This window comes from Coralloluteibacterium thermophilum (genome assembly GCF_042654365.1).
GTDB lineage: Bacteria > Pseudomonadota > Gammaproteobacteria > Xanthomonadales > Xanthomonadaceae > Coralloluteibacterium > Coralloluteibacterium thermophilum.
Map to the genome: position 1 here is coordinate 1 of NZ_JBHSGG010000050.1, position 12,684 is coordinate 12,684.

A 12,684-nucleotide genomic window follows, 5' to 3' on the forward strand; every position below is an offset into this window, starting at 1 on the left:
CCAGGCAAGACCAGAAGTTCTCAGCCCTTTTACAACCGTCCGTGATTTCGGGGTAGAACCCACCCCTTGCAGCAATGGTGAGGCGTGGGGTTGTTCCACTCAGGCCCCGTCGCGGCAGCGACTATATGGATTTCGTTTGAGCGGTGCAGGGTTCGGCGCGTTGTCGGCTGGAAGATGGGCAGCCTATCGACGTGACGAAGAGGAAGCCGAACCTCGTCCAGTTCCTGGGGAGATCCAGAGCCGAACTGACCGCGCCTGCATCCCACAGCGCGTCATGGAAATTCAATGATCTATCTCTGCGAACGTGAAATCGGCTTTGATGCCGTGGACATAGGCTTCCCCTCGGTCGACGGCTGTCGTGCCATCGTGCTGGTCACGGCGGGCGGTCTGTTCGGCTACCACCTCAACGGCACGCTGAACGCCAACAAGCGGGACGCCTTCGTCAATTTCGTAACCCAGCACGTGTACGGAAAGTCGCTGCGGACCCTGTATGCGGCTTCCGCTGGCGCGGGGCTGCCCGCTGACCACGCCGAGCTGCGCGATATCGCCACCGCGCTCAACTACAACGGTGCGATTTATTGGGGTGCGCTGCCGCCGGGCGGGTCGTCCTACGTCCACTTCCAGAACATCAATCAGAACACCTGCTCCATCACGACGCGGCCGTGGAGCGACGCGAACGACAGCGTGCCGGGCAACAAGGGCAACTATGTGCCGGGCGCCAACCGCACAATGGCCAATGGCGCCGCGCCCGGCATTATGTACACCCAGGTGGCGACGGCGGGCCTGGTCGCCTGTTATCCGACCGCGATCTGACCCGTTGCGCGCGGTAGCTGAGACGCTCGAGCAGGCGCCGTGTCCGGGTAGATCCCGTGCGGCGCATGCCCGAAGCTCCCGAGACCGTCAGAAGAAAAAGTGTGCAAATGGGTTCAGACCGATACGTTTCGGCCGAGGGTCTGCGCGGCTGGGGGCGAGTTGAGGCGGAATGCCGCGCATGAAGGTCGGTCGGCACTGGCGTGGAGCGCGGATTCGAGGGCGCGCACTGACGCGCGGTGGTGATTAGCGGGATCGGGTTCACTTGCTCGCGCCGGTGTCGCGGGAGCTGGTCGCGATCCCGTACTACCCGCTGTCCGATGACATGCTCGGCAAGGATCGTCCCCGCCTGCAGTCGAACCGCATCAACAATCGCGTCGAGCAGCGCGGCGGGATTCCCTTCGAGTAGGGACGCCGCCGTGCACCTGGCGGTGAGCCGCTGCACCCAGCGCGAGTCGGGCGGACGGGCGACTGAACGACGCCGGTCAATAGGGTGCTTTCTGGGATCGGTCGCGAGTTTCCCGGTCGCGTGATCGTCGGAGTGCCGATGACCGCGCGTGGGAGCCGTGGCGAAAGATGCGGAATTTCCCTATGCGTTCTCTTGAGTGGCAGGCGTAGAAATGGGCCTGGCGCCGTTTCGAGCGTCATCTGCCATCAGGAGAATGCAATGCCCATCGACAACGCGTACAAGAGCGGGAACACGCTGTTCAGCAGGGCTTCGTCCGAGTGCATCATTCGCGGCAAGAACAACAATCCAGGTGTCGATGCCGATACGGACAACGTCGACGGCGGCATCTGCTCGGGTATCACCAGCGCCTGGATCGTGAGCCTGCTGAACGCCAACAAGGTGCCGGAATGCCGCGATACGGCCAAGTTCGCGGGACATTTCGACGTCCTGCGCTTCCATGGAGCGTACTTCAAGGAACTGCACGGGACGTCCGAGGTGCACCTCGAGAAGTTGTCCGGCGCACTGGTCGTGAACGGGGTCAAGGCCGGCAAGGTCCAGGGCCGCCCCTTCACCCTGGACCAGATGCCGGAAGCCGGCTGGTGGGCTGGCTACGTGAGCATGAAGGGGCATGCGATCGCGGTGGGCAAGTTCGAGGGCTTCCATCACATCATGGAGCCGAACTTCGGCCTGTTCACCTATCGCACGGGCGCCAATTTCATCGAGGACCTGAACCAGGAGATCGAGACCTACATGGGCATGAGGGGCAAGCAGGGCGATGCCACGATCTATCTGTATCGCCGGGCCTCGGGCGGTACGGTGAGCTGATCGAGCGATACCGATCACGGGCGCGCGCAGTATCGGGTTCAGGCTTACCGGACCGCCGGCGTCAGGCAGCGTGGGTAGCGGCGGACTGCAGCGCGCGACAGCCGAGGGCCGTGTGCCAGCCTCTAGCAGCGCTCGCATGGGCGACCTGCTCCGAGCAGACGGACTCCGCGCGGCGGCAGGATGGCCGGAGGTGCGGCCCCCGGGGCGGCGGCCCGCTCCCGCTGAGACGGAACGCCGTCTGCCGGCCGATGCTGTGCGCCTCCATCCCTGCGCCCCTCCGGCGCATGCCGCCGATAGCGGCATGCGCCGGCACGACCGCTCGGAACCGGGCGCGGGCGATGGCATCGTGGTGCCGTGGGCGGAGCGAGACCCTGCGCCACCGCATGGGCACCCAGCCCGACTGCGCCATGACGGTGCTCTCCAGGCTCAAGCGCAGGCACGCCGACATCCGGCCCAGGGTGTTGGCGCCGACGTAGTCGCGCATGGGCGTGGCGTGCGAGAACCCGATCCTGAAGTGGCAGCCACCTCGACGACGCACGAAATGTCGCGCCGCGCGTGCTCGCCTCCGTGCTGAGACGAATTGCCGCGCGGGCCGCAGGGCACTGCGGTAGCTTCCTTCGCCGCTGAGCCGGCCGTGGCTGCGTCGGACTGCATCAGGGGCATTTCCTCCGATCCGACCCGGTCGGAGTCCGGAGGCCATCCAACCACGCCGTCGCCGCGCGCGCATGCCGCACGCCCGGCCGCATGCGGCATCGACCGAGGACACCATGAGCCTGCCAGAGCTGATCGACTACGCGCAGTGGAAGAAACTCACCTGGCGGACATTCTCCGTGCGCGCTCCGCAGTTGAAGCTGCTGGATGCGGCGATCAAGGCGTACACGGAGCGTCGCTCGGACGCGTCGCTGAAGGCGGTGCGCACGGCACTCGACGGCTGGAAGCAGTCCAAGGGGCCGGGCGACGCGTGGAAGAAGAGCTCCCGCGACCGGAACGATGCGATCAAGCTGCTCGACGCACAGCTCAGCGGCAAGGGCGATACCGATGTCGCACTCGGGGCGAAGGAATTCATGGCGCCGGCGCTGGTCAACGCGCGGCTGGGCGTGCTGTACCTGTTCGGCAACCTCGACTGCGACGACAGCGTGTTCAAGCTGGTGCTGCATGGCGCCATGGATGTCACCACCTCGACCCTGTCGCTGCCGTCGGTCGACGGCGATGCGGCCAAAACGGCAAGCAAGGTGATCGGCAACGCGCGCATGCCGGTCGGCCTGGTCGCGGAGAAGCTGGAAAGCAAGCTCCGCGAGCAGAGCGGCCGCAAGAAGGTGGTCAGCTCCTCCCAACTGGGCACTGCGGCGAGCCCGCCGCCGACGGACCCGCTGCTGCGGCGGGCATGGGAGTTCATCCGCAGCAAGGTGCAGGACTTCGCCGAGCGCATGTGGAAACTGATCTGCGAGAAGCTCACCGCCCTGCAGAACAAGATCAAGACGATGGCCGCCAATCCCAGCGACGCGCTCCTGGGCACCATGCCCAAGCTGCTGCGCGCCCTGTGCGACCAGCTCGTGGGACAGTTCCTCAAGACCGCGGCCCCCTTCATCAGCGGCGGCCTCGATATCGCAAAGGGCGTCGCCAGCACGCTGGATGCGGGCTACACGAAGTTCCGCGAGTGGCTGGATTCGCGCGACGTGGCGCTGATGGCGGGGCACGCGACGACGATCGTCCAGGCGATCCGCCGCGCGATGTGGTTCAGCGTGGGCGAGGGCCTCTACGACACCCTGAAGGGCACCGCCAAGCTCGCCGTCGATGCCGCGGCGGCGGGTGCGTCGGCACTGATGGGCATCATCATCTCCATCTGCGAGATCGTCGCCAAGACCATCTGGCGCATCGTGGAGGTGCTGCGCATCCGCGGGTTCCTCAGCCAGGCGCAGGCCTACTGGGAGATCCGCAACGAATCCAACGCCCTGCATCACCGGCCGATCGCCTTCAACGCCTGGTTCAAGAGCAATGCGCTCACGCTTCCGGCCCTGTCGGTGCTCGCGCTGAACAGCGGCGTGGTCGGCGACAAGATGCACTTCCTGAAGATGTTCAAGGACGACGATACGGTGATGAGCCAGTCGGCCTTCAATGCCGGCTGCACCTACCTCGACGGCCTCAAGGTCTGGGGTTCCGACTATCTCGAGGACGCCGGCTTCAGCTTCTCGAGCAGGGACAAGGTGGTCGAGGGGCTGCTCAAGCTGACGACGTCGCACAGGGCGAATCCCGGGACGGCGGGCAAGGCCTGGCAGGCGACCCTGGGCTTCCTCGGCGCCTGACCCGGTGCGCGGGTGCCGGGGGCCGGCCGGCGTGTAACGAACGGTTCGGCGAAGGGCTGCTAACCTCCCGCGCGATGTCCTTCACGTCCTTCGCTCCACCTCCGGCCGCGCGCGTCGCGTGGTGCCTGTCCCTCCTGCTCCTGCTCGCCGCTGCGACGGGGCAGGCGCGTGCGAGCGCGTCGGCGCCGACGTGGTCCTTGAGCGTCGGCACGCACGTGCACCACTACCGCAGCGATCCGGACCATCACGAACGCCCGGGCCTGCTCGCCCTGGACTACAGCCCGGCCGGGAGCGAGTGGTTCGTCGGCGGCGCGACCTTCCGCAACTCCTTCCGCCAGCGCAGCGCCTACGCCTACACCGGGCGGCGCTACGCCGCCCAGGAGTCGCCCTTCTACCTGCAGGTGACCGCGGGCCTGCTGGCCGGCTACCGCGGCGAGCACCGCCACAAGATCCCGATGAACTGGCTGGGCGTGGCGCCGGTCGTCATCCCGAGCGTGGGCGTCGAGGTGGACCGCTATCGCGGCGAGCTGATCGTGCTGGGCAACTCGGCGCTGATGCTCGGCTGGGGCGTCGATTTCTAGCGCCGCGGGCGTGAGACGGAGCGTCGGGTGGGGCGCCGCGCGCCGGGCTAGGGTCGCGGGTCATGCAGCCCGCCGCCCGCCTCACCGACCTCCACACCTGCCCGATGGTGACCGGCGTGGTCCCGCACGTGGGCGGGCCCATCGTGTCCCCCGGCGCGCCCACCGTGCTGATCGGCGGACTGCCCGCCGCGCGGGTCACGGACATGGCGACCTGCGTGGGGCCGCCGGACACCATCGTGAAGGGCTCCTCGAAGGTGCTCGTCGTCGGGCTGCCCGCGGCGCGCATGGGCGACTCCACCGCGCACGGCGGGGTGATCGCCATGGGCTGCTTCACCGTGCTCGTCGGAGGGTGAGCCCGCCGCAGAGCCCTGCCGTCGCCGCTGCGAATGCGGCGCGGGTGGGCGATACTGCCCAGCGCGGATGCGTACATGCCCGGGGAGCCATGGACACGCCGACCTTGCCGACGTCGATCACCCGCCTCGCGGCCGCCTGGCGCGAAGGCGCCGGCGGTGCCGGCGACGCGCTCGCGCGCCGGGTCTACCGGGAGCTGCACGCCATCGCCGTGCGCCATCTGCTGAAGGCGGCCGATCCCGGGCTGCAGCCGACCGAGCTGGTCAACGAAGCCTGGATCAGGCTGTCGCGCGGTGGCCGGCGGTTCGAGTCGCGCGACCACTTCTATGCCATCGCCGCGCTGCAGATGCGCCACCTGCTCGTGGACCTCGCCCGCATGCGCGACGCGCAGAAGCGGCAGGGGCGCGCGACCACGCTGACCGTGCAGATCGCCGACGGCGAGCCGCAGCCGGCGGACCTGGTCGTGGTCGCCGAGGCGATCGACCAGCTCGCCGACCTGGATGCCCGCAAGGCGCAGGCGTTCGCGCTGGTGGAGCTGGTCGGCTTCGGGATCGTCGAGGCCGCGCGCATCCTCGCGGTCTCCACCGCCACGCTGGAGCGCGACCTGCGCTTCTCCCGCGTCTGGCTGGCAGCGCGGCTGCGCCCATGCTGAGCGCGGACGACTGGCGCCGCCTCGAGGCGCTGTTCCACCGGGCCTGCGCGTTGCCGCCGTCGGAGCGCGAAGCCTTCGTGCGGGCCGAGGCCGGCGAGGAGCCGGAGCTGCTGCACGAACTGCGGGTCATGCTCGCCGCGGAGTCCGGTGCGACCGAGCGGCTGCGCGCGCCGCTGCGCGATGCGGCGGGAACCCTCGCGCGCATGGAGCGCACGCTTCCGCCGGGCACCCGCCTCGGGCCATGGGCGGTGGAGCGCCTGATCGGTGCCGGCGGAATGGGCCGGGTCTACCTCGGTCATCGCGCCGATGGCCGCTACGACCGCCAGGTCGCGATCAAGGTCATCGCGGCCTCGCTGGCGGATGCGCGGCAGCGCGGGTTCTTCGACTTCGAGTGCCGCCTGCTGGCGCAGATGCAGCACCCGGCCATCGCGCAGATCCACGATGCGGGCACCGACGGGGAGGGGCGTCCGTACCTCGTCATGGAGTACGTCGAGGGCCGGCCCATCGTGGAGTGGTGCGCGCAGCGCGACCTGCCGCTGCGCGCGCGCGTCGAGCTGCTGGTGCGGGTGTGCGAGGGCGTGCAGCACGCGCACCAGAAGGGCGTCATCCACCGCGACCTCAAGCCCAGCAACGTGCTCGTCGGCGAGGTCGACGGCCGCGGGCTGCCCAGGATCATCGACTTCGGCATCGCCATCGAGGTCGACCGCGAGGGCGAGGCGGGCACGTCGGAGCAGGGCGGCACGCCCGGCTACATGAGTCCCGAGCAGGAGCCCGGCGGCGCGGGCGCGGACGCGCGCAGCGACGTGTACTCGCTCGGCGCGCTGCTGCGCGAACTCCTGGTCGGCGACGCCCGTCGCGGCGACGGCGAGGAACCGCCGTCGGCCCGCCTGCGGCGCATGCCGCCGGCAGCCCGCCTCGCCATCGCGCAGCAGTGCGGCTGCACGCCGCGCAGGCTCCTGCGCGCCTTGGACGACGGGCTCGACTGGATCGTGCTCAAGGCCATGCAGCGGGAACGCAGCGCGCGCTACGACGGGGTGTCCTCGCTGCTCGACGACCTGCGCCGCTGGCTCGACGGCCATGTGCCCGTCGCCGCCCCGCGCGACCGCCTGCGCACGCTGCGGCGCTTCGTGGGCCGCCATCGCGGCGCGGTCGCCGCGGCCTGCCTGCTCGCGGCGACGCTGCTCGGCGGGCTGGTCGCTGGGCAGGGCGGCGTCCGAGGCCGAGCGTGCGCGGGCGACCGCCGACTTCCTCGCCTCGCTCCTGCGCAGCGCCGATCCGGACATCGCGGGCGAACTCGACAAGACCCTGCTGCTGCGCGTGCTGGACGACGCGTCTGCACGCGCCGGCGACGAGCTGGGCCGGCACCCGGGCGCGCGCGCGGAGGTGGAGCTGACCATCGGCGTGGCCCTGGTCGGCCTCGGCGAGTACGAGCGCGCGATGCCGCACCTGGAGACCGTCCAGCTGCTGGCCGCGGCGCATCCGCGCCGGCTGGTGAGCGAGGACCTCAAGGCGCGCCAGGTGCTCGGCGAGGCGCTGATCCTCAGCGGCCGCCCCGAGGAGGGCGAGACCGTGCTGCGCGACGCGCTGGCGGCCTCCACCCGGCACGAGGGGCCGCATGCGGTCCTCACCTATGAGCTGCGCTCGCGGCTGGCGCTGGCGCTGCGCGAGCGCGGGCGGATCCACGAGGCGCTGGCCGAGAGCCAGGTCGCCTTCGACGGGCTGGGTGCCCTCGTCGAGCACGACGATCCCTGGCTGATCGACGCCGGTGCGCGCCACGCCATCAACCTGGGCGACGCGGGGCGCTACGACGAGGCCATCGACCTCATCCGCGACCTGATCGCCCGCCGCAGCGCGCGTCTCGGCGAGGACCACGCGCTGACCCTGGCGCTGCGCAACAGCCTCGCCGTGTTCCTCCTCCAGAAGCGCGACTACGCCGCTGCCGAGGTCGAGCTGCGGACGCTGCTGGACGCCAGCATCCGCGTGTTCGGCGAGCAGGCGCGCGCCGTGCTCATCGCGCATTCCAACCTCGCCGGCGCGCTGCGCAAGCAGGGCAAGGTGGCCGAGGCGGGCCCGCACTACCGCATGGCGATGGAAGGCATGATCGCGCGGCACGGTGCGGACTCGGTCTTCGGCATCGTCACCACGGGCAACCACGCCAACTGGCTGCTCGACGACGGGCAGGCCGAGCGCGCCTTCGAGGCGCATACCCGCGCGTTCGAGACCGCGCGGCGGGTGCTGGACGCGCCGCACCCGGTCCTCGCGGAGACCCAGCGGGCGCTGGCCGAGTCGTCGCTGGCCGTCGGTCGGCTCGACGAGGCCCTCGCCCATGCGCGCGACGCGCTGGCGATGCGGCGCGCACTGCACGGCGAGGTCGAGGGCCCGCTGGCGTCGGCGCGCGAGACCCTGGCGCGCGTGGAGGCGGCGCTGGCCGACGGGCGCGACGCCGCGCCTGAGACGCGCTGACGGGTCGCGCACGGCGCGGCGCCCTATCGTCCGTCGCCGACCGCCCGGCCGCGATGCCCGCGCCGGGCACAGCCGGGACGAGGGCGATGAGCGAGACGATCCAGTGGCAGATGCCGGCGACGGGGACGCCGACGGCAGGCAGCGCGCGGGTGGGGCGCTGGCTCGCCCGGGCGCTGCGCGCGCACCGGGCCGGCGCGCTGGACGAGGCGGGCCGCCTGTACCGGCGCGTGCTCGCCGCACGTCCCGGACATCCCGACGCGCTGCACTACCTCGGCGTGCTGGCGCACCAGCGCGGCCATGGCGACGAGGCGCTGGCGCTGATCGGCCGCGCCCTCGCCGCCGATCCGCGCTACGTCGACGCGCACAACAACCTCGGCAACGTGCACAAGGAATCGGGCCGCCTGGAGGAGGCGGAAGCCTGCTACCGGCGGACGCTGGCGATCGCCCCGCACGCCGATGCGATGAGCAATCTGGCCGTGGTGCTGGAGGCGCAGGGCCGGCTCGACGAGGCCTTCGAGGCCTATGGCGCGCTCCTGCGCCACGTGCCGGACCATGCCCGCGGCCACTACCTGCTCGGACTGTTCCTGCGCAACCACGCCCAGGACGAGGCGCACGCGCGCCAGTCCGTCGAGTGCTTCCGGACCGCCTGGCGGCTCGACCAGGGCAGCCTCCGCGTGCTGGAGGCGCTGGGAGTGGGGCTGTACATGCTCGGGCGGCACGACGAGGCGCGCGAGGTCTATGCCGACTGGCTGCGCCGCGAGCCGGACAGTCCCCTGGCGCGCCACATGCTCGCGGCCTGCGGCGGCAGCGCGCCGCCGCCGCGCGCCGCCGACGACTACGTCCGCGAGCTGTTCGACGGCTTCGCCGACAGTTTCGACGAGCAGTTGCTGAAGAACCTCGACTACCGCGCGCCGCAACTGGTCGCCGACGCGCTGGCCGCGCACGTTCCGGCGGCCGGCGCGGCGCTGGAGGTGCTCGACGCAGGCTGCGGCACCGGACTCTGCGGGCCGTTCCTGCGGCCCCTGGCGCGCCGGCTCACCGGCGTCGACCTGTCGCCGGGCATGGTGGAGAAGGCCCGTGCGCGCGGCGGCTACGACACCCTGGTGGTGGACGAGCTGACCGCCTTCCTCGTCGCGCGGCCGGACACCTGGGACGTGATCGTCTCGGCGGACACCCTTGTCTACTTCGGCGAACTCGACGCCGTCGCCGCGGCCGCCTTCGGCGCGCTCCGGCCGGGCGGCTGGCTGGCCTTCACCGTGGAGGCGCTGCCGGCCGACGCCGACCGGGTCGAACTCGGCGTCAGCGGCCGCTACCGGCACGGCCGCGCGCACGTCCGGCGCGCGCTGGCCTCGGCCGGCTTCGAGGTGGTGCGGCTGGATGCGGCGGAGCTGCGGAAGGAGGCGGGCGAGGCCGTGTCCGGGTGGGTGGTGCTCGCCCGGCGCGCCGCGGCTGCGCGTTGAGACGAAATGTCGCCTTGCCCCTCCGTGCGTGTGTGAGCATCCGCGTCGATCAGGGGGACGGCCGTGCGGCGCGCACAGGGGGGGCGCAGGCACGGCCGTGGCGGGGCTGGGCGACCGTGCGACGGCGCCCAGCCCCCATCCTGCCCGGACCCACCGCACCGGCTGACCGACGGAGGCCGCGCATTTCCTGGACCCGACGATGGCGCGCATCTACACGCTGCATTCCGACCTCGGCGACGCGCTGCTCTTCGGCAGCATGCACGCCAGCGAGCGGCTCGGCAGCCTGTTCTCCTACCGCATCACCGCCTACTCGCAGGACGCGCGCCTCGACCTCGCCGGCCTCCTGGGCCGGCCGATGGCGGTGCACATGCGCATGCCCGACGGCTACCAGCGCTGGTTCCACGGGATGGTCGCCGAGATCGGCCAGGACGGCTTCGTCACCCACGACAGGCTGAGCCTCGCGGTCTACGCCATCCGCCTGGTGCCGCGGCCCTGGCTGCTGACGCAGCGCCGGGAGTGCCGGATCTTCAGCGACAAGAGCGTGCCGCAGATCGTCCGCCAGGTGCTGGACGGCATCGGCTACAGCGACGTGCGCCTGAGCCTCGGCGGCGACTACCCGGTGCGCGAGTACTGCGTGCAGTACGGCGAGGACGACTTCAACTTCGTCAGCCGGCTGATGGAGCAGGAAGGGATCTACTACTTCTTCGCGCACGCGCGGGACGCCCACACCATGGTGCTCGCCGACGGCCTTGGCGCCCACGCCAGCACCAGCGGCTACGCGAGCATTCCGTACCTGCCCGTGGCCGACGACGGGCACCGGCTGGCGGAGGCCGTGGGCACGTGGACCGCGGCCTGCGCCGTGCACACCACCACCCACCGCCTGTCGGACTTCGACCCGCTGCGGCCCCGCACCGCGCTGCTGGCGACCGGCGAGTGCGGGCAGGGCAGCGGCCTGCACGGCGTCTCGGGCCTGGAGGCCTACGACTGGCCGGGGACGCATACGGCGCTCGCCGATGGGGAGCGCTATGCGCAGGTGCGCGCGGAGGCGCATGCCGTGGAGCGCGCGCTCTTCCGCGGCGAGGCGACCGCGGCCGGCATCGCCGTGGGCAACCTGTTCGAGCTGCGCGACTTCCCGCGCCGGGAGTGGAACCAGGAATACCTCGTGGTCGCCACCGAGATGCACATGGCGGAGCCGGGCTACGCCTCGGGCGGCGGCGCCGCCGCGCCGGTGCGCTGCGGGATCGAGGCGATCGAGAGCAGGCTGCCGTTCCGCAGCCCCGCGCGCGCGCCGCGGCCGACGATCCCCGGCCTGCAGACCGCCGTGGTGGTCGGCAACGACACCGACGAGGACATTGCGGTCGACGAGTACGGCCGCGTGCGGGTGGCCTTCCACTGGAGCCGCGCATCCAGCGGCAGCCCGCCGCCGTCCTGTCCAGTCCGGGTCGCCTCGGTCTGGGCCGGCAAGCAGTGGGGCGCCCTGCACATCCCGCGCGTGGGCCAGGAGGTGGTGGTGAGCTTCCTGGAGGGCGACCCCGACCGTCCGCTGATCATCGGCAGCGTCTACAACGCCGACCACATGCCGCCCTACGCGCTGCCCGACAACCGCACCCAGAGCGGCATCCGCAGCCGCAGCCTGCTCGGCGCCGCTGTCGACTTCAACGAGATCCGCTTCGAGGACAAGGCCGGCGAGGAGGAGCTGTTCTTCCACGCGCAGAAGGACATGCGCGAGGAGGTCGAGAACGACCACCACGTCGCCGTCGAGCACGACGAGATCGTCGAGATCGGCAACGAGCAGCGGGTCGTGGTGGGCGCCGACCGCACGCACGAGGTGAGGAAGAACGACACCCTCGACGTCGCCGAGAACGGCACCACGACCATCGGCCGCAAGTTCAAGCTCGATGCCGGCCAGGAGATCGAGCTGGTGACGGGCCAGTCGAGCATCGTCATGAAGAGCGACGGCACCATCGACATCAAGGGCCTGAAGATCACCATCGACGGCACGACCAAGGTCATGGTCAAGTCGCAGGAGGTGGTGGTCGATGCGGGCTTCAAGGTCGAGGCCAGCGCCGGCGCGACGATGAAGCTCAGCTCCGGGGGCATGCTCGACGCCAAGGCCAGCGCCAAGCTCGGCCTCAAGGGCGCGCTGCTGGACATGTCCGCCGACGGCATCGCCACGCTCGGCGGCGCCCTGATCAAGATCGGTTGAGGGACGGGCGGATGAACCTCGTCATGCAGGCCTGCCGCGAGATGGACGTCGCGCCGGAGGCGCAGGCCCTGATCCCGCCGGAGGCGACCCCGCAGGCCGCGGTGCGCGCCCTGATCGACGCCGGCCGGCACCAGGCCGCGCTGCAGCTCCTCGCGCGCGTGCTGCCGCGCCGCTACGCGGTGGCCTGGCTGTGCCAGTGCGCGCGCGGCATCGGCCTGTCTGCGGACGACATGGCGGGCGCGGCCCTGGCCGAGCGCTGGGTGCGCGAGCCCGACGAGGCCAACCGCCGCGCCGCCCTCGACTTCGCCGAGGCCGGCGACTACGCCACTGCCGGGGCCTGGGTCGCGGCCGCGGCCGGCTGGGCCGGCGGCAGTCTCGCGCCGCCCGGGCAGCCCGTGGTCGGCCCACCGCCGCACCTCACCGCCTGCGCGGCGGTGGCGGCGATCAACATGATGGCCGCGCAGGACGCCGTTTCCTTCGCAGCGCGCCGCGCCGGGCTGCTGGCCCATGCGCTCGCGCTGCTGGGCGATACCGGCCAGGCCGACTGACCGCGCCGCCCGCGTGGCGCAGCAACGAGGACGATCG

Annotated in this window: 9 protein-coding genes and 2 pseudogenes; all 11 read left to right on the forward strand. The window is 71.3% G+C overall.

Translation table 11 applies throughout. From position 1 onward, the window contains the following. Nucleotides 1–285 precede the first annotated feature (285 nt). Nucleotides 286–813 carry a hypothetical protein gene (locus ACFO3Q_RS16380; protein WP_377005905.1) on the forward strand — a complete coding sequence of 176 codons (528 nt, stop codon included), beginning with the start codon at nucleotides 286–288 and terminating at the stop codon, nucleotides 811–813. A 286-nt stretch (nucleotides 814–1,099) separates the two neighbouring features. Then, a pseudogene (locus ACFO3Q_RS16385) lies at nucleotides 1,100–1,343 on the forward strand (hypothetical protein); the annotation flags it as partial. Nucleotides 1,344–1,477: 134 nt separating this feature from the next. After that, a complete protein-coding gene (locus ACFO3Q_RS16390; protein ID WP_377005907.1) occupies nucleotides 1,478–2,083 on the forward strand; it encodes a hypothetical protein in 606 nt (201 codons plus the stop codon). A 767-nt stretch (nucleotides 2,084–2,850) separates the two neighbouring features. Then, the gene (locus tag ACFO3Q_RS16395) at nucleotides 2,851–4,386 is read left to right on the forward strand and encodes a hypothetical protein (RefSeq protein ID WP_377005909.1); all 1,536 of its coding nucleotides are present in this window, start codon (nucleotides 2,851–2,853) and stop codon (nucleotides 4,384–4,386) included. A gap of 74 nt (nucleotides 4,387–4,460) precedes the next feature. Next, on the forward strand, nucleotides 4,461–4,967 hold the full coding sequence (locus ACFO3Q_RS16400) for a sn-glycerol-3-phosphate transporter (protein ID WP_377005911.1): 507 nt from the start codon (nucleotides 4,461–4,463) through the stop codon (nucleotides 4,965–4,967). A gap of 62 nt (nucleotides 4,968–5,029) precedes the next feature. Then, nucleotides 5,030–5,320 (forward strand): PAAR domain-containing protein, encoded by a 291-nt coding sequence (locus tag ACFO3Q_RS16405; RefSeq protein WP_377005913.1) that lies wholly within the window; start codon nucleotides 5,030–5,032, stop codon nucleotides 5,318–5,320. An 89-nt stretch (nucleotides 5,321–5,409) separates the two neighbouring features. Beyond that, nucleotides 5,410–5,970: an ECF-type sigma factor gene (locus ACFO3Q_RS16410; RefSeq protein WP_377005937.1), complete on the forward strand. Its 561-nt coding sequence runs from the start codon at nucleotides 5,410–5,412 to the stop codon at nucleotides 5,968–5,970. Beyond that, nucleotides 5,940–8,433, forward strand: a pseudogene (locus tag ACFO3Q_RS16415) (serine/threonine-protein kinase). Before ACFO3Q_RS16410 ends, ACFO3Q_RS16415 begins: the two are co-directional and overlap by 31 nt. A gap of 110 nt (nucleotides 8,434–8,543) precedes the next feature. Beyond that, nucleotides 8,544–9,893, forward strand: a complete 1,350-nt coding sequence (locus ACFO3Q_RS16420) for a tetratricopeptide repeat protein (RefSeq protein WP_377005939.1) — start codon at nucleotides 8,544–8,546, stop codon at nucleotides 9,891–9,893. Between the two features lie 199 nt (nucleotides 9,894–10,092). After that, complete coding sequence (locus ACFO3Q_RS16425; protein WP_377005915.1) at nucleotides 10,093–12,099, forward strand: type VI secretion system Vgr family protein; 2,007 nt, start codon at nucleotides 10,093–10,095, stop codon at nucleotides 12,097–12,099. Nucleotides 12,100–12,110: 11 nt separating this feature from the next. Then, nucleotides 12,111–12,647, forward strand: coding sequence for a DUF6931 family protein (locus ACFO3Q_RS16430; protein WP_377005917.1), 537 nt, complete (start codon nucleotides 12,111–12,113; stop codon nucleotides 12,645–12,647). Nucleotides 12,648–12,684: the final 37 nt, after the last annotated feature.